The sequence below is a fragment of the Psychrobacter sp. CR212 genome (assembly GCF_059693765.1).
Map to the genome: position 1 here is coordinate 104,625 of NZ_JCATIF010000002.1, position 19,675 is coordinate 124,299.

The 19,675-nt window shown below is 43.6% G+C and carries 17 protein-coding genes and 2 tRNA genes; 15 read left to right on the forward strand and 4 right to left on the reverse strand.

Features of this window, described 5'->3' with window-relative positions; translation table 11 throughout:
* Positions 1 to 298 precede the first annotated feature (298 nt).
* A complete protein-coding gene (gene der, locus AC58CZ_RS04820) occupies positions 299 to 1,720 on the forward strand; it encodes a ribosome biogenesis GTPase Der (protein WP_071003380.1) in 1,422 nt (473 codons plus the stop codon).
* Between the two features lie 184 nt (positions 1,721 to 1,904).
* On the forward strand, positions 1,905 to 3,866 hold the full coding sequence (locus tag AC58CZ_RS04825) for an ATP-binding protein (protein WP_494223903.1): 1,962 nt from the start codon (positions 1,905 to 1,907) through the stop codon (positions 3,864 to 3,866).
* Between the two features lie 211 nt (positions 3,867 to 4,077).
* On the opposite strand, the gene AC58CZ_RS04830 is transcribed toward AC58CZ_RS04825, so the two are convergent.
* Together AC58CZ_RS04830 and AC58CZ_RS04835 are read right to left on the reverse strand one after the other, a co-directional pair.
* On the reverse strand, positions 4,078 to 5,244 hold the full coding sequence (locus AC58CZ_RS04830; RefSeq protein ID WP_494223902.1) for a serine hydrolase: 1,167 nt from the start codon (positions 5,242 to 5,244) through the stop codon (positions 4,078 to 4,080).
* Positions 5,245 to 5,756: 512 nt separating this feature from the next.
* Positions 5,757 to 6,191, reverse strand: coding sequence for an MCR_0457 family protein (locus tag AC58CZ_RS04835; protein WP_494223901.1), 435 nt, complete (start codon positions 6,189 to 6,191; stop codon positions 5,757 to 5,759).
* Between the two features lie 494 nt (positions 6,192 to 6,685).
* On the opposite strand from AC58CZ_RS04835, the gene surE reads away from it, so the two are divergent.
* The 12 genes from surE (at position 6,686) to modB (ending at position 17,207) form a co-directional block, all read left to right on the forward strand.
* Complete coding sequence (surE, locus tag AC58CZ_RS04840) at positions 6,686 to 7,531, forward strand: 5'/3'-nucleotidase SurE (protein ID WP_494223900.1); 846 nt, start codon at positions 6,686 to 6,688, stop codon at positions 7,529 to 7,531.
* Between the two features lie 195 nt (positions 7,532 to 7,726).
* Positions 7,727 to 8,503 carry a peptidoglycan DD-metalloendopeptidase family protein gene (locus AC58CZ_RS04845; protein WP_494223899.1) on the forward strand — a complete coding sequence of 259 codons (777 nt, stop codon included), beginning with the start codon at positions 7,727 to 7,729 and terminating at the stop codon, positions 8,501 to 8,503.
* A 68-nt stretch (positions 8,504 to 8,571) separates the two neighbouring features.
* A complete protein-coding gene (locus AC58CZ_RS04850; protein WP_494223898.1) occupies positions 8,572 to 9,870 on the forward strand; it encodes a lytic murein transglycosylase in 1,299 nt (432 codons plus the stop codon).
* Between the two features lie 355 nt (positions 9,871 to 10,225).
* Positions 10,226 to 11,521, forward strand: coding sequence for a molybdopterin-binding protein (locus tag AC58CZ_RS04855; RefSeq protein ID WP_494223897.1), 1,296 nt, complete (start codon positions 10,226 to 10,228; stop codon positions 11,519 to 11,521).
* A 122-nt stretch (positions 11,522 to 11,643) separates the two neighbouring features.
* Complete coding sequence (gene moaA, locus AC58CZ_RS04860; RefSeq protein WP_494223896.1) at positions 11,644 to 12,744, forward strand: GTP 3',8-cyclase MoaA; 1,101 nt, start codon at positions 11,644 to 11,646, stop codon at positions 12,742 to 12,744.
* A gap of 111 nt (positions 12,745 to 12,855) precedes the next feature.
* Positions 12,856 to 13,386 carry a molybdenum cofactor biosynthesis protein B gene (gene moaB / locus AC58CZ_RS04865; protein WP_212563746.1) on the forward strand — a complete coding sequence of 177 codons (531 nt, stop codon included), beginning with the start codon at positions 12,856 to 12,858 and terminating at the stop codon, positions 13,384 to 13,386.
* 71 nt (positions 13,387 to 13,457) lie between these two features.
* Positions 13,458 to 14,159, forward strand: a complete 702-nt coding sequence (gene mobA / locus AC58CZ_RS04870) for a molybdenum cofactor guanylyltransferase (RefSeq protein ID WP_497413139.1) — start codon at positions 13,458 to 13,460, stop codon at positions 14,157 to 14,159.
* A gap of 42 nt (positions 14,160 to 14,201) precedes the next feature.
* The gene (gene moaC, locus AC58CZ_RS04875) at positions 14,202 to 14,708 is read left to right on the forward strand and encodes a cyclic pyranopterin monophosphate synthase MoaC (RefSeq protein WP_494223894.1); all 507 of its coding nucleotides are present in this window, start codon (positions 14,202 to 14,204) and stop codon (positions 14,706 to 14,708) included.
* Positions 14,709 to 14,785: 77 nt separating this feature from the next.
* Positions 14,786 to 15,067, forward strand: a complete 282-nt coding sequence (locus AC58CZ_RS04880) for a MoaD/ThiS family protein (protein ID WP_071003397.1) — start codon at positions 14,786 to 14,788, stop codon at positions 15,065 to 15,067.
* Positions 15,068 to 15,120: 53 nt separating this feature from the next.
* The gene (locus AC58CZ_RS04885) at positions 15,121 to 15,612 is read left to right on the forward strand and encodes a molybdenum cofactor biosynthesis protein MoaE (RefSeq protein ID WP_071003399.1); all 492 of its coding nucleotides are present in this window, start codon (positions 15,121 to 15,123) and stop codon (positions 15,610 to 15,612) included.
* The gene (gene modA, locus AC58CZ_RS04890; protein WP_494223893.1) at positions 15,605 to 16,459 is read left to right on the forward strand and encodes a molybdate ABC transporter substrate-binding protein; all 855 of its coding nucleotides are present in this window, start codon (positions 15,605 to 15,607) and stop codon (positions 16,457 to 16,459) included. Before AC58CZ_RS04885 ends, modA begins: the two co-directional genes overlap by 8 nt.
* Before the next feature lie 46 nt (positions 16,460 to 16,505).
* Complete coding sequence (gene modB, locus AC58CZ_RS04895; RefSeq protein WP_494223892.1) at positions 16,506 to 17,207, forward strand: molybdate ABC transporter permease subunit; 702 nt, start codon at positions 16,506 to 16,508, stop codon at positions 17,205 to 17,207.
* 184 nt (positions 17,208 to 17,391) lie between these two features.
* Here modB and AC58CZ_RS04900 read toward each other — a convergent pair.
* Positions 17,392 to 17,468 (reverse strand) — tRNA-Asp (locus tag AC58CZ_RS04900).
* Between the two features lie 52 nt (positions 17,469 to 17,520).
* Positions 17,521 to 17,596, reverse strand: a tRNA-Val gene (locus AC58CZ_RS04905).
* A gap of 420 nt (positions 17,597 to 18,016) precedes the next feature.
* Between AC58CZ_RS04905 and AC58CZ_RS04910 the strand changes: the two genes are divergently transcribed.
* Entirely contained in the window at positions 18,017 to 19,657 is a 1,641-nt protein-coding gene (locus AC58CZ_RS04910; protein WP_494223891.1) for a phospholipase D-like domain-containing protein, read from the forward strand.
* The last annotated feature ends 18 nt before the right edge of the window (positions 19,658 to 19,675 follow it).

Sequence of the window (19,675 nt, forward strand, 5' to 3'; positions counted from 1 at the left end):
TTATCTACAAGGCACTAAACGCTGCTTAGTCAGCGTTTAGTGCCTTCTGTAAATCGCTTGTTTAAGTACAGGCTTTCGCGTACTCTATGCGACCGATGTGCTAACCATATATACTATATATAATTTAGTCGTCCCAATTATTTTTTAACCATAAAATAGCCAGCTACTATTTTTGCTATTGTTTTATCATTCATTTTAATTTGCGGTTAAGTGCAGCCCTATTCGTTACTATTGTTATATCAGTGGTCATAAGAATAATTGTACTGTCCGTCATTGTGCCTTTCACTGAGAGTAACCCATGAGTATCAAGCCTGTGGTCGCCTTAATTGGTCGTCCAAACGTCGGTAAATCCACCTTATTCAATCAGTTCACAAAAAGTCGGCAGGCATTGGTTGCTGATTTGTCGGGATTGACTCGTGACCGTCAATACGGTGATGCAACTTATGAAGATAAGTCATTCATCGTTGTGGATACTGGTGGTATTGGTGAAGCAGATGACGGCAGCGGTAATATCGATGACTATATGTCTGAGCAGTCGCATACCGCGATTCACGAAGCAGATATCATTGTATTTGTCGTTGATGCTCGTGCTGGTATGATTGGTGCTGATGCTGAGATTGGCAAGTTTTTGCATACCCTAGGCAAACCGGTCTATGTCGTTGCCAATAAAGTTGATGGTGTCCACGATGCAGCGCCAGCAGAGTTTTACGCGCTAGGATTGGGCGAGCCGTATCCGATGGCGGCCAGCCACGGCCGCGGTGTGGGCAACTTGCTTGAAGTCTTAACAGCTGATATGCCTGAGCAAGAGAATATAGTTGAGCCAAACGGTTTGAAGCTTGCGATTATCGGTCGTCCAAACGTTGGTAAATCAACACTGGTTAACCGTCTGTTGGGCGAAGATCGCGTGGTGGTATTCGATATGCCTGGTACGACGCGTGATAGTATTTATATCCCTTATCAGCGTGAGGGCAGAGACTACGTATTGATTGATACGGCTGGTGTACGTCGCCGCGGTAAAATCGATGAAAAAGTAGAAAAATTCTCTGTTATCAAAACCTTGCAAGCGATTGAAGACTCTAATGTAACTGTCATTGTCATTGATGCGCATGAAGGTATTGTTGACCAAGATTTGCATATGATTGGCTATGCGCTTGATGCTGGTCGTGCTCTAGTCGTAGCAATCAACAAGTGGGATGGTTTGACACCAGATCAAAGAGACTATATTAAGCTTGAGATGGATCGTCGTTTTAACTTTATCCCATATGTAAAAGTACATTTGATATCAGCACTACATGGGACTGGTGTGGGTAATTTATATCCATCTATCTTGCGTGCTTACAAGTCTTCAATGTTTGAAGTCTCTACCAATCGCTTGACGCAAATCTTGCAAGATGCTGTCACTGCCAATCCGCCACCAACTATTGCTGGTCGCCGTATTAAGCTACGTTATGCACATATCGGTGGTCACAACCCACCTGTTATCGTAATCCATGGCAATCAAACCAGCGCGCTTCCTAAGAGCTATCAGCGTTACTTAGAGAACCAGTTCCGTCAAGTATTTAAGCTTGAAGGTACGCCGCTCAATGTTATCTTTAAACAAAATGACAACCCATACGCCAATAAGAGCGACACGCCAACCAAGGCAAAAACACAGCAATTGCGTCAGCGTGAGCGCAATCGTGCGAAGAAATTCACTACCAAAGATAAAAAGTCTCGTTAATCACATGATTTGCTATAACTTATTTTATCGTGCAGCTCAGCACGGTAAAATAAAAAAGCACTATAATCATATAGTGCTTTTTTTAGCAGTTCAGTGTACTCGTTAATTACCTCAATCTTTCGCTTATCACATCTCTCAAATACCTGTAATATAAGTAAAACTTTTCTTGACTCAGTAGAGTGATATGAACAATCGTTCGTCTCAAACCATTTCTATGCTCATTTGGCGCTCTGTTGGACAGGCCGTAATTCTGGCTCTGCTGGCAGGTTTTGTATTGCCTTTTATTTATGGTCTGGTGCATCACTACCAAGAAAAACATCAGCATATCCAGCAGTTAGCCTCGTTACTAACAACCAGTGCATCGACGCCAGACGGTGCTGACGTCGTCGCTGAGCAAGTGAATGTTTTATTAGAAAATGAGCCGAGCATTCAGAGTATTGTGTTTTATTCCACATCCCAGCCTATCAACGATATCAGCCAATCACTAGATGACTGGAAAAATGCTTTATTTGCCGATACGGTCAGCTTTAACTATCCTGTCGTTAGTAAGTATGAAGATTTTGAGAGTGTCAGACCCAATAAACCCACATCTAATCAGCAGTTAGCGACAGACCTATCTGAGAGTATGAGCACGTCATCAGTTACGGATGAATCGATCGGTAACACGAATAGGAATAACACGCTGATTGGCTATATCAACATCACTATGGATGTGAAAGTACTGCGCTCATATTGGTTTCGTAGCATTATTCCGTTATGGCTGACCACATTACTATTGACTATTATTTCAGGTATATATATCTTTCGAAAGCTGAATTGGCCGGTCAAAGATATCGAAGCGTTAAATGGTGTCTGCGGTATTATTATCAAAAACGCAGAGCTAGAGCAGCTACCTATTATTCCGCAGCGCTTTAACTTTCAAGAACTGACACAAATAAAAAAGGCCTTGGCTATCTTGTTTGGTCGACTGCAAGAGGCCAAGCAAGGATATGATACGCTTGCCGCCTTTGAGCAGCAACTACATAACAAAGATGTCTCGCTTGATGTGCAGTTGCATAATTTCCAAAGCATGATTACCCATGAACTAAAAACATCGCTCAACGCTATCGTGGGTGGATTACAGTTATTGGACTACGAAACCTTAACTAGAGAGCAAAAAGACGCTGTCGAAATTATCAGCAACGGCAGTGATAAGTTGGTGCTGTCACTGGATCATATTATTCAATTAAATCAGATACAAAAAGGACAAATAAAAATTCATAACAATGAATTTAATCCGCTACAGTTGATATCTGATCTTTTAATAAAGTTTGAACCTATAGCCAATCAACAAGGCTTAGCGTTAACCAGTAATATTCATCATGTAGATTATAGCCTTTATGGCGACTCCGCAAAAATTCAACAAATATTATCTATATTAGTCAGTAATGCCATTAAATTTACTCCTACTGGACAGGTAGTGATCACGTCACAACTGACGCATTTTGATAAAAGTAACCGTTGGAAAATCAGTGTCAAAGATACGGGCATCGGTATTGATAGCAATCATATTGATGATATTTTCAATCCTTTCTTTCAGGTGGATTCGTCACAAACGCGCCAGTATGAAGGCTCAGGTGTGGGCTTGCCTGTGGTTAAGCAAATGGTGCAGCTCATGGGGGCGACCATCGAAGTTGATAGTACCTTGGGATCAGGGACGCAGTTTACGTTGACGTTAGTAATGCCAAACCAACAACAATCTCGCCAGCAGCGGCTCTTAAATGGGCTAACGATTATTTATTATTATGATCAAGAGACGGGTGCGTTATTCAATGAGCTAGAGTATCTGGGCGCTACGGTGATCTGTCACCAGGACGTACAGCAAGTCATGAATGAGATAAGGGCACAGAAGGTCGATATGGTGATGTTCGCTGAGGACGTGCTCGCGGACAAAGCTGAGCTGTTAGCCAAGCTTATTCGCCAACATGAAAACGAAGAAAGCGTGCAACGTGCGTTATTGATATATTGGTATCCACAGCATCGAGCACGTTATATCGATAGTTTTGAGTATGGGCTAAAATCAGCAGGCGTTGACTACTGTCATAGCACAACCTACGAGAGCAAAGCATTGAGCGACTTGTTAAAACGTTGGTTGCTATGGACATAACATCATCCTAAAATGGTCTTGTCTGCTTTCAGGTTAGTCAACTCAGAAGTGCTGTAAGAGATTGTGTCAATACAAGCTTATTTGGCTATTGCTACCTCTGCCAGCTGTTAAGCTTAAATGCTTGTTGAAGAAAAAAAAGACGCCTTATCTAAGGCGTCTTTTTTGTTTCTTGAGTTGAAGTAGGCTGAAAAAACATACGCTCTAAAATTTTTTAGAACAGGTTTTTTGCCCAGCGTACGATATGTTGCCAAGTACGGCTCAAGAATCCTGATTGTTCGATATCATTGGTGGCAATAATAGGGACAGATGCGACAGCTTTACCATCAATAACGGCCATCATCTTGCCGATTTCTTGACCTTTCTTAATCGGTGCTTCTAGGCTTTCAGGAATATCAACCACGGTCGTGATTTTATTCTTCTGCGTTTTACTGGTTAGGATTTGTAAGTTATCACCCGTTGCCAGCTCTACCTCATCGGCTTCTCCGAACCATACTGGAACTTTGCTAACGAACTGACCAGCAGGTGCTTTGGTCACTGTGGTGAAGTGGCCAAAGCCCCAGTTGAGTAGTTCACGCGACTGATCAGCACGAGCCTGCTGGCTCTTGGTGCCCATGATGACAGAGATGAGGCGCATACCGTCGCGGTTACTCGAAGCGACTAAGCAATAACCTGCCGCATCAGTATGGCCCGTTTTTAGACCATCAACGGTAGGATCGGTTGCGAGTAGGGCGTTGCGGTTGCCCTGAGTGATACCATTATAGGTAAACTCTTTTTCGGAATAAATACTGTAGTAATCACCGCTGTTTTTGACAATAGCGCGAGCAAGTTTGGCCAGATCCAGCGCTGATGCCTGATGCCCTTCAGCAGGCATGCCAGTAGAGTTGACGAAATGAGAGTTTTCCATACCAAGCTTTTGCGCTTGCTCATTCATCAATATTGCAAATGATGCTTCGCTACCCGCGATATGCTCAGCCATGGCTTTTGACGCATCATTACCGGATTGAATGATAATACCGCGTAGCATATCGATGACACTAGCGGTCTTATTGACTGGCACATACATGCAAGACTGACTGCTGCTACCACGGCACCATGCATTTTGGCTCATGAGTACTTGGTCGTCTTCTTTGAGGTCGCCTGATGCTAAGCGCTGTTCGATGATATAACTGGTCATCATTTTTGTCAGAGACGCTGGCGGTAATGATTCATTCGCATTTTTTTGACCCAAGATCTCACCTGTATTATAGTCCATCAATACATAGGCGGTATTATCCATCTCAGGTGGTTGTATGGCTGCGTTTGCCATCACTGCACTCATTGAGATACTTACACCAACTACCAGCTGTACTAGCTGATTTTTTACACGCTTTACTGTCATATATCATTACACCGCATCATGGAACCAAATGTATCTATCGCTTGTATTCACTGTCAATTTTCATACATTATTTTAAGCAGCATGCCTTAAACATCATGTCTAAAATAATGTATTAATCAACACAAGAACGACTGTACGACAGACATAAAATTAACGCCTTATCTTAGCAAAATGCCAACCGATGGGGAATCGATAAATGCAAAAAAGTAAGGCATGAATAAAAAGAAAAGCGAGTAGGTATTAAGTGTTTGCTCTTACTAACCTATAGATAGCTTTTGATCAGTATAAATTCAACGACCACAAAAAAGCCTGCTGTACCGCTTGTGGTTTATAAGCGGAATGACAGCAAGCTTTTTTGTTCATTAAACTTAATGGGTAAGTGTAGAGTATTGTTCTTAACGATGATGAGAGTAGAGCTCCAGAAAGAACAAGGCCATTGTTTATTGTCGTTAATTATGACGGGCTTTTCTAGCGCTCAAGACGGCTCTCTACGCTTACACGCTTTTTAGCGATTAATATTCTGCGTTTGCAAGATCTTCGCATAGTGCTTTATTTTCTTGCTTTGAAAAGCCCATTGTCCAGCTACGAATACCTTGCAGTATCTGACGATAGTCTTGCTGCGTTGACAGATATTGAATCGCTGCTTTTGGGTCTTCTAACGAAGGCATCAGCTCATGCAATTGCACGGTATAAGACTTATAAAAACGTTGTTTTTGATTGCCGTTCAGCATTGATGGACAGATCTCTGATAGTACCTGCATCACAGCAATTTCATGCTTTGTGATATTAATGCCAGACATATCTAGCGGAATGGTGGTCGCAGGATTGTTTGCAGCATTAGACGCTTGAGACAGCATGGCAACAGACGTTATCAGTCCTGCCAGCCCGATTTTTGAGGCGGTCTTTGCTATCACACAAGCTATAGATAATATCGATTGATTCTTCATTCAGTATTACACTCGCTTATCTTTATTTGATGGTGATATGTTAATGGGTAAAAAAACAAAAGTCACATAAAATATTGATTTATGTGTAGATATCTTGTGAGCCAAAGGCATTTTACAGCAACATATCAGTAGCATATACCAATGAAGTCACCTCAGTATAAACGCATCAGTTTGTATTGTTGTATGGTGTTGCATATTGTAACGCGTTGCCTTATTTCTCTCATTTCGACTCCGTTTGAGGCAAATAATATAACAATAGACAAAAATGCCAGACAGTTTTTGGTCAAAGACTGAGTTCGGGATTATTTATTGTTCAGGTATAATCGCTCGTGCTATCAAGATAATTTAGCCATTTTAAGACCGCTAAATGATTGAATGGGCTAATTGATGACACGCCCTAGCCTTTGGTTGCTATTTTTATACGAATAAAGATATGGTACGGTAGCAAAAATTTCTACTAGAAAGACGGTTTGACACAAACATACTGAGCTGACATGAAGATTTTAATTAGTAATGATGATGGGGTGTATGCGCCAGGATTATTGGCACTGTCTCAAGCACTATCGACCATCGGTGAGGTTGTGGTAGTCGCACCAAACGAGGAGCAGAGTGGCTATGCTAGTGCATTGAGTGTATCAAAGCCATTGCATACGCATCAATTGCCATCGGGATTTATAGCGGTTAATGGTTCACCAGCTGATTGTGTCCATCTGGCGCTGCATGAGCTATACCGTGACGTGGATTTTGACTGTGTCATTACAGGTATCAATTCAGGTGCAAACTTAGGACAGGACGTGATGTTTTCTGGTACCTTTGGCGCGGCATTGACCGCGCAGTTATTGGGCATACCTGCTATTGCCACGTCTTTGGTAGGTGGCGGCGTAAAAAATGGCGGACAAGAATCAGCCAGTGATTATCAAGTGGCGGCAAATGAAATTGTCAAATTGCTCACTGATACCTCGATCTTAGAGTTTCTCAAAAGTTTGCCCTATCATGTATTAAACGTTAATATTCCTGATGTGGATAGCAGCAGTGATATCAAAGGGCGAAAGGTTACCTCGTTGGGACACAAGCAGATCGCTGAGCCCGTGCGTCATATGATTGACCCGCGCGGCCGAGATGCGTACTGGCTGTCTCTACGAAAATGTAAAAACAGCAAGCACAAAAATGAGCGACCCTTAGACAGTTCAGCTAAATCAACCAATCAAAAAAATGTTGTATTAACATCGGGCATGAGGGATGATCAAGCAGTGGCGGGAGGATACATCAGTTTGTCGCCAGTACGTCTACACCATACCCCAGCGGGGGCATTGGATAAGCTTTTGGCACTAGATTTATAAGTTCGATAGGATATGATTATCAATGACATAGGTGATAGTCACTATATCACCTGCTGTACGAGTGATATAAATCATCTGCTAGATCGCTAATTGTAGTAACAATATCTGGAGGCTTTTGAGTGATATCAAGCGCTTTTGGATGATAAAACAATAGATAAGCAACACAAAGAACAGGAACCTTGTATGAAAAGAATCATGACCGGATCGCACCTTGCTAAGGCGGCGTTGATTGGCACTATGGCAGTTGCTACCTTGTCTGTAGTCGGCTGTGCAACCAAGCCTACTTATCAATCACCAAACCAAGCAGGTCCTAAGATTATTACCAACGCACAAGGCGTCCCTAACTACCATCGCGTACAGCGTGGCGATACGGTCAGCCAAGTTGCGGCGCGCTATCGTCTTAACTATCGTCAGATTGGTGCCCTAAATAATCTGGACAGTAAATATACGATTTATAGTGGGCAATGGCTCAAACTATGGCAGGGCGGTGCAGCGACCACAGCGAGTAACAACAGCTATAGCAGACCAGTACAGTCGCAACCAACTTATATCCCACCTGTAACCCAGTCTCGAACACCAGCATACGAGGCAACTGCCAATTCGACCTCTGGTTATGATTATCCTACTCGCAATCCAGTGACGCGTAACTTTGATCCAGCGGCGGGCAATATGGGCATGTGGTTTGCTGGTAATGTCGGTGATCCAGTACTTGCTAGCCAATCAGGAACGGTGCTTTACTCAGGCAACGGTCTACCAGAATATGGCAACTTGATTATGATCCGCCATAGTGATGATTACATCACGGCCTACGCACACAATAGCCAATTGCTGGTAAAAGAAGGGGATACGGTACAGCGTGGCCAGCGTATCGCGACGATGGGTAGCAGTGGTCAGACCAATCAAGTGGGGCTGGAGTTCCAAGTTCGCTTGAATGGTAATCCGATTGATCCACGTACGGTACTTGGGCGTTAGTATTGAGCCATGTCGCTGATGGCTGGGCGGCTTTGGTCCATTTTATTTATTTATGTTTGAGACTTTTTATGAAATTAAAAAAACAATACTTCACTCTTATGCCGGCATTAGTGATGGTCGGGTGTACAAGCCAGCAAGCCATGCAAAAAAAGCCTGTCCGTCAAGGTGGCGTTGAGATTACTCAAACCCAAACCGTGCAGGTTAAGCCAACACCAGCGCCAGTTATTAAGCCGCAGCCCGCCCCAAAGCCAAGCTATAGCAGCTTTTCTGATTGGAAGTCAGACTTTTCTATGCGTGCAATATCTTCAGGCTATGATGCGGGAGTCATTCGCCGATTACTCGATTCCGCTTATCTGAATCAGCAAGTTATCTCATTAGACTCAGGACAGCCTGAGTTTTCTAAGATGCCATGGGAGTATGTGGACTCTGCTGTCTCTAGTGGGCGTGTGAGCGTAGGTAAGCGCAAGTTTGGAGAGCAGCGTGCGTTCTTGTCTCAATTAGAATCGCAGTATGGTGTTGATGCAGAGATTGTCGCAGCGATATGGGGTATGGAGTCGTCATATGGCGCAGTCACAGGTAACAGTGATTTGCCAAGCTCGCTTGCCAGTCTGGCCTACGATGGTCGTCGTCAAAAATTTGCAGAAGCTCAGCTATTATCCTTAGCGACGCTACTCCAGCGTGGCGACGTATCATGGTCGCAATTAGATGGTTCTTGGGCAGGCGGCATGGGACAAACGCAGTTTATTCCTGAGACTTGGCTCAAGCAAGGCGTTGATGGTGATGGCAACGGTCACCGTAACCCTTGGGCCACAGGTGATGCACTCGCTTCTACTGCCAACTATCTGAGCAACTCAGGCTGGGTGCGCGGTCTAGCACCTTTTTATGAGGCGACTGTACCTGCTTCGTTTGATTATTCACTGATGGGGAGTAAGCAACCTGCAGCCAGATGGGCGGCGATGGGTGTCGATACGATAGATGACGTCTATTTAGATGCCAATACCGAGATGGAGCTATGGTTGCCAGCTGGTAAAGATGGTCCCGTATTGCTGCTAAGCCCAAACTTTGATGTGATCAAGGTTTACAATAACTCGTCGAGTTATGCGCTAGGGGTGAGTCTCTTGGGAAAAACAATTGATGGACAAAGTGGTCTGCGAAAATCATGGCCCCGCTATGAGCGTCCGTTGTCAACCACGCAAGTGACCAACTTACAGCGCCGTCTGACGAGTATGGGTTACGATACCAAAGGTGCTGATGGTATCGTGGGCACCAATACTCGTATGGCATTTCAGCGCTGGCAAGCAGATAATGGGCAAACACCAGATGGATTCATCACTCAAAATAGCGCCTCTTCATTGGCTGGCTGGTGAGGTAAGCTGACGGTATTTATACACCGTATGAAGGTCACGATTCATAAACGCTTTTAGCTATTATAAATCAGTCATTAATCATCAATTAAGCATGTTACCTTGCTCTACAAAAAGCACCTTGCCAAGGTGCTTTTTTTGCCTCAGGCTATGTCTGATTTTGCTGAAATTTATTGAATGGATAAATATTGTGATAATCATCAAATATTTGAGTTGGCTTGATCTCGCAATCTTCAAAGCTTATCAGAACAAGGTTAATACAACAAAATCGATACTGTGAATGATAGACTCTAAGGACAGCTTTTAATAATAAAGATTCAATCACAAATAATGAGAACGATCAAAAGAGCATACCTTTATGATTACCATGGAAGAATTACAAGCGGCAATAAAGCTGCGTATCAATGATTATAATGATGTGGATTTTCCGCTGCACAAAAGAGCCGTCAATATCTGTAATCTATTAGACAGTCGTAACCACATACTCGCGCAAGATATTGCATCACCTTTTGATGTGCCAAGACAGAATCTATCTGCTATGGATGGTTATGCCATTGCAAAAGGAAGTGAGCTGTCAGAAGGCAAGACGATTGAAATCATTGGTGAGTCTCAAGCAGGCAGTGCCTATGCTGGTGAGACAAAAGCAGGGCAGGGTGTGCGTATTTTTACTGGCGCGGTTGTCCCTGACTGTTGTGATACGGTCATCATGCAAGAGAATACCAACTTTGCTGATATCAAAGCGACCATTGATAAGACTCAGCCGTACAGCATCACTCTCACGCAAGCCGCCAATGCCAATAGTAATATCCGTGCGCAAGGCGAAGAGATTGAGTCTGGCGAAGCTGTGCTAAAGATAGGAAAACGAATTAATCCTGCCGATATCAGCTTGCTGGCAAACTTAGGTGTCAGCGAAGTGAGCGTGTTTCAACCACTCGTCGTCGGTGTGCTCGCGACAGGCGATGAGCTCGTCGCTATTGGCGATGAGCTGGAACATCTAGCCCAAATATATAATTCAAACACCCCAACGCTCAAAAGCTTACTGTCGGATCTACCTATAATTATTCGTGACTATGGCATCATTCCTGATGATTTGGATAAGACGACAGCTGCGGTTCATGAAGCCATGCAAGACTGTGATGTGCTCATATCGACAGCAGGGGTTTCGGTTGGCGATTATGATTTTTTGACGACGGTGATCGAAACGCTTGGGCAAATCAACCACTATAAAGTGGCGATGAAACCTGGTAAGCCTTTCGTATTTGGCGAGTTAAATAAAAATCTCGATAAGCCCGTATTGTATTTTGGTCTACCGGGTAATCCGCTCTCCACAGTTGTGGGCGCGCTACAGTTTGTGATACCCGCATTGTGGCAGATGTCAGGTGCGAGTGTGTCCGAGCAGCCGATGCCGCTAACGATCAACGCTAAACTCACAAATGACATCAAAAAGTTCCCTGGCCGCAAAGACTTTCAGCGCGGCGTATTGTCACAAGATGAGGCGGGTCATTACCAAGTTGAATGCTTTTCAAGTCAACAATCACACAGAATAAAACAGCTGAGCCGCGCCAATTGCTTTATTGTATTAGACAAAGACAGTGGCAACGTAGTATCTGGTGGTGAGGTTACCGTACAGCCGTTTCCTTGGTTGCATCGCTAATTCACCGTTTGCCAATCTGCTATAAAACGATGGAACGAAATTAAAAAGCAATCTAGCAATGGGATGCTAAACACGAATAATAAAGTAACGCTTATGGTAAGCAATACTGATGGCAGTAATATATGAATGACAACAATCTCAAAATAGACAGACCGCAACTGTATTCTCCTGCGTCAGCACCTGTGCTGTCCGACAGCTATATACCGTCTAATTTAGTGATGCCGATTGATCAGGCAACCCAAATCCATCAGCCTTTAACTGATGGGTTTGCACGGCGTCTGACGTATCTGCGCCTATCTATTACGGATTTTTGTAATTTTCGCTGTGAGTACTGTTTGCCAAATGGTTATCAAGGCAAACGTCCTGATGATGAGTTGAGCGTTTCTGAAATTGCGACATTGGTACACGGCTTTGCCCAAGTAGGTACCAAAAAAGTGAGAATTACAGGCGGTGAGCCATCCATTCGCCGTGATGTTGTCGAAATTATCGACACGATCAAGCAAACGGACGGTATTGAAACAGTGGCGATGACCAGTAATGCTTATAAGTTGGGGAAACATTTAGCGAGCTGGCAAGCAGCTGGACTTGATCAGCTCAATATCAGTATGGACAGTTTTGATGCGGCCATTTTTCACAAAATGACTGGCTTTGATACTTTACCGCAGATACTGGCAGATATGGATACCTTGCTAGAAACGACGGATATCAAACTCAAAATAAACAGCGTCTTGATGGCAGAGACTGCCTTTGAAAACCTGATCACCGCGATCGACTACGTCAAAGACAGGCAAGTAACGTATCGTTTTATTGAGTTTATGCAGACCAGTGACAATAGCGATTTGTTTTTTGCCCAGCATGCTCAGTCTGATATCATCACGGATTATTTGTTAGAGCATGGTTGGCAGCCACACGAGCGTGGCAGTGCCGATGGTCCAGCGGTCGAGTACAGTCACCCTGATTATGTCGGCCGTATTGGTATGATTGCCCCTTATGCGGCGCACTTTTGTGATACTTGTAACCGCTTGCGAGTCAGTAGTCAGGGCAAGGTGCATTTGTGCTTATTTGACCAAGGTAATTACGATATTCGTCCATACTTACAACAAAACGATATCCAAGGACTGGTAAACACTTTACATAGCTTTATGCCGATTAAGCCTGAGCATCATCATCTGCATGACTCGAACAGTGGTATCATGCACAATCTCTCGATAATCGGTGGTTAAGGCATTTTAAGACTTCAACTGTGATGCTAACTGATGCTGTTTTTGCTATTGCTTTTCTGACATAAGCTTTTTTTAATACATTTATAAAATTATATCTATAAAGGATCTTTTATGAGTAAGCCTGCTGCACCATTTACCCCTCTTAATATTGCGGTATTGACTGTTTCTGATAGCCGTACGCTGGCAGAAGACACGTCAGGTCAATATCTAGCCGATAGCTTGACCGAGGCTGGACATCATTTGGCAGACCGTCAGCTGATCACTGATGATATCTATCAGATTAGAGCGGTCATTAGTGGCTGGATTGCCAGTCCAGACGTGCACGCGGTCATTACAACAGGTGGTACAGGGTTCTTTATTAGAGATAGCATGCCAGAAGCTGTCAGCGTACTATTTGATAAGTCGATTGATGGTTTTGGTGAGATGTTCCGTTTGATCTCAAAAGACGAGATTGGTATGTCTACGGTGCAGTCGCGGGCAGTAGCTGGTATGGCCAATGGTACCGGTATCTTTTGTCTACCAGGTTCATCTGGCGCGTGCCGTACAGGGTGGGAAAATATCCTAAAAGAGCAGTTTGATAGCCGTACTCGTCCATGTAATTTTGTGCCGCATTTTTTGGCGCAAAACCCCAGTCATGACTGATTTATAAATAATTGATGATAAATGATTAAGCCATAACGGCTATTTAACCAAAAATGACAGGCAATGGCATAATGATGGGTTGCTCAAATAGTTCGGACAATTTGGCAGGGGTAGTTATTTTAGCTGGCGGAGCATCCAAACGTATGGGAACACCAAAGGCGACGCTCACTCTGCCGACAGGTGAGCAGCTGCTAAATTATCATGTTCGTCATGCCAGCGAGTTGCAAGTTCCTATTTTGATTGCGGATAACGGGCGAGGCTTTTATGTTGATTCAGATGCTACTTTGAACAAACCCAGTTTGCCCGTTATGCCTATTGCTGACTACGTTTCTGATTTTGACGCGGATAATGATGAGCAGATTCGTACAGGCGGTGCGTTGGTTGCTATCGAATCAGCATTGCAAACATTGACTGGCTCGAATAATCTGTTTACAACTAACAATCAGCGCGCATCGTGGCTACTGGTGATGAGTTGTGACAGCTTAATATCCGCCACTGATCTATGGCAGAAATTGCAACAAGCGATTAATACAGCCGCTGATAAGCGCGTTATTTGCTTAAAAGATGACAGTCACTTATATCCACTATTGGGACTTTATCATTTAGACATTGAACCTGATTTGAAAGCCTATATTGATAGTGGTCAGCGCCGAGTCATGCCCTTTATTCAGCCGATGGTGCGGACTGTACCATTTACCAAGGCGTGGCAGCATTTGACCAATTTTAATATGCCTCAAGAGTTTGAACAGGCGTGTGCCGCGCTACCAAAATAATAAAAATACTAATAAAGAGATTACTAAGAAAAGGTGATATCAATGAGTAACAGCGTTCAGATAGATCATCAATCTGCTTTATCACATTTAGATGGTAATGGTGACATCACGATGGTCGATGTCAGTGGCAAGACTGCAACGACGCGAGAAGCCAATGCAATTGGGCAGGTTCGTTTTCCGAGCGATATTTATGAGCAGATTAAAGCGGCTGATGGGATGACCAAAAAAGGCAGCATTACGCAAACGGCACACATCGCCGGCATCATGGCTGCCAAACGCACGCATGATTTGATACCGCTTTGTCACCCGCTGCCGTTAGATAAGATCGGCCTCACCTTTACATATGATGATGTGCTCAACAGTATTACGGTCAGTGCGGTGGTCAAAGTCACGCACAAAACGGGGGTTGAGATGGAAGCGCTAACCGCTGTGAGCGTTGCCTGCTTGACCATCTATGATATGACTAAAGCACTATCACATGACATCGTTATAAATGATATTCACCTGATTAAAAAAACAGGTGGCAAGTCAGACTATACTCATGCTTAGTGTGATAAAAAACCTAATCAATGACTAAAGATATATTGGATATCAAGCAAGGACGCTTGCAAAAGAAGGAGAATTTTATGAGTGTTATTGAGACAAAAGCTGATATCGAATCAACGATGGATATCAATGTCATGTATTTCGCCAGTTTGGCAGATGAGGCTAACTGTCAGCAAGAGACTGTCAAACTACCCCAAGACACCTCATTGACTGAACTATATGAACAGCTTAGCCAAAAGCATCGTTTTAGCCGTCCGCAAGCAGAGCTACGGGTGGCAGTGAACGATTATTTTGCTAAATGGACAGATCAAATCAATGACGGCGATAGCGTAGTATTTATCACGCCAGTCGCTGGTGGTTAGGTATATATTTATAAGCGGCTATAGCGCCACAATTAGTGTAAATAGAGAAAAAAATGACAGATAACATCCATAACCATTCAATGACCATCAAACGTAGTACCGATGAAGCGTATCTTATTGCTGAGCGCGACGGTTTTGCGTTACTCGATATTGCAATTGACGAAAATAAGCTCAAAAGTACATTGGACAATGACAGCTGCGGTGCGTTTGTTTGCTTTGAAGGGCGAGTGCGTAATCATAATAATGCCACGAGCGTTGATCGTCTTACGTATTACGGTTATGAAGACTTAGCAATCAACCAAGGCCGCGCCATTATAGAAGAAGCCAAAAAGCGCTTTGAGATCACTCACGCTATTGCCATACACCGCATCGGAGCGTTAGAGATTGGTGATGTGGCAGTGTGGGTGGGGGTAGTGTCAGCGCATCGCTATCCAGCATTTGATGCCTGCCGCTGGATACTAGATACCATAAAAGCCGACATTCCTGTCTGGAAGCAAGAGTATTACGAAGATGCTTCATCTAAGTGGCTCAGCAACAATGGGTAGTCCTATAGCTGCTATTAGTACCTCTGCGTGTTTGCTATTGGCATTAAGTGCTTGTACAGCAGATAACAGTACGAATAAAGAATCGGCGACTGCGACAAGTGCTGAGCACCAAACCTTACGTATCGCTGCGGCCGCCAACTTATCTGATGTCTTACCCAGCATTATTGACAGTTATCAGGTGGATCATAGGGTTTCTGATAGTACCTCTGACAAAAGTGACTTAGATATTGACGTTACTTACGCGTCATCTGGTAAGCTCTATGCTCAGATAAAGGCAGGCGCGCCCTATGATTTGTATTTGTCTGCCAATCAAGCATTCCCTCAAAAGCTTGCTGATAACAAGCGTGATAAATCTGTACAGCCGTTTACTTATGCCAGAGGTCAGTTGGCGCTCTATAGTGCCACAAAACCTTTAAATGACTTTACGCCAGCATCACTTATTGACGCATTTACAAGTGCTAGTTTTACAGATAATAGCAAGATTTCTATTGCCAATCCTGATCTTGCCCCTTATGGGGCATCTGCAAAAGCTTATCTACAATCACAAAAGATATATGAAAAATTAAATGCACAGAAAAGCCTGATACAGGCAGAAAATATTGGTCAAGTATTTCAGTACGCCCATACAGGTAGCGTGGATTATGGGTTTGTGGCGCAGTCTCAGCTTGTTGCGATAAAAGCCAAACCTGAGCAGTTTATTACTGTGCCAAAAGCATCCTATCCAGCCATCTTACAAGATGGTATCGTTATCAATAATACAGTCCCAGCAGCGGCGTTTACTGATTACTTGCGCTCGGATGCAGGACAACAGCACTTCGCGCAAGCAGGCTACCTGCCCATTCAGTAATCCGTTAGCCTAGACACTCTACCTATAAAACGAGCCGTGACATTATATGATCGACCAGTCTCTTATGTCAGATATGCTCAGTCCATTTTGGGTAAGTATTAAGCTCGCTTCTGTCACGACCTTGTGCTTACTGTTGTTTGCGACCCCTGTTGCTTATTGGCTTGCCAAACCAAGTCGAAAGAAGGCAGTTGGGCGTTTCAAAATTCTGCTCATGGGCATCATTGCCATGCCTCTGGTGCTCCCGCCTACGGTTATTGGCTTTTATTTATTATTACTGCTAAGTCCAAGTATGGGTATCGGTAAATGGCTGATTGAGCACAATATTAGTCCGCTTATTTTTACTTTTGAAGGTCTAGTGGTTGGGTCTATTATTTACTCACTGCCTTTTTATATACAGCCAGTGTATGCACAGTTTTTGCGTATTCCGCAAAGTGTCACGGAAGTCGCGCATCTTTTAGAACCCAGTCGTCTGCGCCGCTTCGTCAAGGTAGCCTTACCGCAAGCGCGCGTAGGTATTATTTTAGGTGGTTTGATAAGTTTTGCTCATACCATTGGTGAGTTTGGTGTGGTGTTAATGATAGGGGGGAGTATCTCAGGTGAGACTAAGGTGGTATCGATTGCGATATACGAGCAAGTAGAAGCGCTCAACTATGAGGCGGCGCATATGATGTCTGGTATTTTGATTATCATGGGCGTAGTAATGGTGGCGTTGATTGCTAGTGTGAGTCGCATGAGCCAGCGTCCATAATACTAAAATACCTGCACGCCCGTTGGATGATTATAACTATTGTGAATACAAAATAGATGCTTATCGAAAGGTAGTTATATTAGAAGGAACATAGACAAAAAACACAAACACAAAAAAACCCCAAACAATCTAATGTTTGAGGCGAAACTTGCTTAAACTTAACCGTTTAAATTCGTTTTAAATATGGCGCAGCGGACGGGACTCGAACCCGCGACCCCCGGCGTGACAGGCCGGTATTCTAACCAACTGAACTACCGCTGCTTAGGTCGTCTTAGCTTCTTGCTCTTATTTAAAGAGCCCACTTGCTAAAAAGTGGTGGGTGATGACGGATTCGAACCGCCGACATTCTGCGTGTAAGGCAGACGCTCTACCAACTGAGCTAATCACCCTGAGCGAGGAGCAAACGAAGCACTGCTTCGTCCGAGCGCAAGAGAATTTACATTTTTGTAAATTCTAGAAGCTCAGTACCCAATATAAGGTATAACTTCTACTACAAGAGAAATTCTTTAAATAGAATTTCTGTATTGCTTCATTAACATCAGCTGTCACACTCAATGTTAATTTAATCAGCTGGGCTTATCTAAGTAAGTCCCCTTGCTGTGGGTGTGTATTATATAGATTTACACTTGGCTGTCAAACGTTATTTTAACTATTTTATGAAATAATCGGAAATAAATTTTTAATGGTATTAAAAACAGTAATATATGGTAGATACTTACTTGTATTTTTTAGAGGCAGGTTATGATTGTTAGCAGTTGTTTGACAGCGAAAAGCTACTATACTACGGATACTTTGTTTTTTGAGCATGATTGAGGGAGGCCAGCATAGATATTTTTACGATTGGGCAGATCTTTACCAACTGGACGTGGGGAGAGTACGCAGGTCTAGGTCTGATATTTCATATTATGCTGATGATTGTTATGACATTACGCGTTGTGTCAGTGCAGCGTAATATTGGTGTATCCATTGCTTGGATTGCAGTGCTTTATACCGTGCCCGTGTTCGGTCTGATTGCATACATACTACTAGGCGAGCCGATGATTGGACGACGCTACCGTGAGCGCGTGGATCAAGCAAGCATCATGATGAATGACATGGCACGGCGCGAGCATCTGGTGTTTGATAAAGGACAAGATCTGCTACCCATCAAATACCGCGGTGTGAGCCAAATAGGAACGCGCTGGACAGGGCTAGGAGTATTTTCCGATCATCAAATGCAGTTGTTAACAGATCCTGCATCGATCTTTCAGCGTTTGATTGAGGATATCCATGCAGCGCAGCGCATTGTCTTTATGGAGTTTTATATTGTATATCCAAAAGGACAAGTGCTCGATGTGATAGAAGCGTTGTCCATAGCGGCTCAGCGCGGCGTAGAGTGTCACATATTGGCAGATAGCGTAGGCAGTTTTAGTTTTATTAATAGTAGTGCCCATCATAAGTTAGAAAAAGCGGGTGTTTTTGTCCATCAATCGTTGCCAGTAGGTCTATTAAAGACACTATTTAAGCGCTCTGATTTACGCAATCATCGTAAGATGGTGGTCATCGATGAGTATATTGGCTATATCGGTAGCTTTAATTTGGTTGATCCACGGTTTTTTAAACAAAATAAAAACGTTGGACAGTGGATTGATGTGGCCATACGAACGGTCAGTCAAGAGGCTATCAGTATCAATACGGCAATGGCCAAGGTTATTGTTACTGATATTGGTGCTGAAAATAACGACAATCTCGCTGAGCTACATCAGCGAGTTAACAATTACACGCGTAAATTGTATGTGATGGACCCAACTATCAACGATCTGAATAGTCGAGTAAAGGTGTTGGGTGAGACGATTGATTATCACGAGCAGCCAGATATCGGTAGCACTTCAATTGTGATACCAAAGATGCCTGTCGTAGACAAGGTGATGGCACAGCTCATACCGTCAGCACCGCAGCTGACAGCGCATGTGATTTACAATACGTTAGTGACGGTCATTCACCGTGCCAATAAGCGTATTCGTATTACCACCCCATACTTTGTACCCGATGAGTCGCTATCAGGTGCACTGACGATAGCGGCAAAGCGCGGCGTTGAGGTGACGATTATTGTTCCTGAAAAAGTCGATTCGTTTTTGGTGCAGCATGCTTCACAAGCTTATTATCAAGAGCTGCTGGATGCTGGCGTGACCATTGCGCTATTTCGAGGGGGGTTGCTACATGCAAAAACCGTGGTTATCGATGATGACTACTGCCTGTTTGGTACGGTCAATATTGATATGCGCAGCTTTTATTTAAATATGGAAGTCAGCTTGGCGATTTATACGCCAGAGATGGTCGCTCAAGTGGCTGACTGTCAAGAAATATATTTACAAAGTTGCCGTATTTTGGACAATGAAGAGTGGCAGCAGCGCCATGGGTCAAAACGCTTATTTGATAATGTTGTACGCTTGTTTAGTCCTTTATTGTAGCGCGCTGAATTTTAGGTT

Excerpts from the sequence above, each read along its gene's own strand:
- moaA (WP_494223896.1), top strand. The coding sequence starts at position 11,644 with ATGAATGACAACAATCTCAAAATAGACAGACCGCAACTGTATTCTCCT.
- AC58CZ_RS04880 (WP_071003397.1), top strand. The coding sequence starts at position 14,786 with ATGAGTGTTATTGAGACAAAAGCTGATATCGAATCAACGATGGATATC.
- AC58CZ_RS04885 (WP_071003399.1), top strand. The coding sequence starts at position 15,121 with ATGACAGATAACATCCATAACCATTCAATGACCATCAAACGTAGTACC.
- AC58CZ_RS04830 (WP_494223902.1), bottom strand. The coding sequence starts at position 5,244 with ATGACAGTAAAGCGTGTAAAAAATCAGCTAGTACAGCTGGTAGTTGGT.
- AC58CZ_RS04825 (WP_494223903.1), top strand. The coding sequence starts at position 1,905 with ATGAACAATCGTTCGTCTCAAACCATTTCTATGCTCATTTGGCGCTCT.
- modB (WP_494223892.1), top strand. The coding sequence starts at position 16,506 with ATGATCGACCAGTCTCTTATGTCAGATATGCTCAGTCCATTTTGGGTA.
- surE (WP_494223900.1), top strand. The coding sequence starts at position 6,686 with ATGAAGATTTTAATTAGTAATGATGATGGGGTGTATGCGCCAGGATTA.
- AC58CZ_RS04855 (WP_494223897.1), top strand. The coding sequence starts at position 10,226 with ATGATTACCATGGAAGAATTACAAGCGGCAATAAAGCTGCGTATCAAT.
- der (WP_071003380.1), top strand. The coding sequence starts at position 299 with ATGAGTATCAAGCCTGTGGTCGCCTTAATTGGTCGTCCAAACGTCGGT.
- AC58CZ_RS04845 (WP_494223899.1), top strand. The coding sequence starts at position 7,727 with ATGACCGGATCGCACCTTGCTAAGGCGGCGTTGATTGGCACTATGGCA.
- moaB (WP_212563746.1), top strand. The coding sequence starts at position 12,856 with ATGAGTAAGCCTGCTGCACCATTTACCCCTCTTAATATTGCGGTATTG.
- moaC (WP_494223894.1), top strand. The coding sequence starts at position 14,202 with ATGAGTAACAGCGTTCAGATAGATCATCAATCTGCTTTATCACATTTA.
- AC58CZ_RS04835 (WP_494223901.1), bottom strand. The coding sequence starts at position 6,191 with ATGAAGAATCAATCGATATTATCTATAGCTTGTGTGATAGCAAAGACC.
- modA (WP_494223893.1), top strand. The coding sequence starts at position 15,605 with ATGGGTAGTCCTATAGCTGCTATTAGTACCTCTGCGTGTTTGCTATTG.
- AC58CZ_RS04850 (WP_494223898.1), top strand. The coding sequence starts at position 8,572 with ATGAAATTAAAAAAACAATACTTCACTCTTATGCCGGCATTAGTGATG.
- mobA (WP_497413139.1), top strand. The coding sequence starts at position 13,458 with ATGATGGGTTGCTCAAATAGTTCGGACAATTTGGCAGGGGTAGTTATT.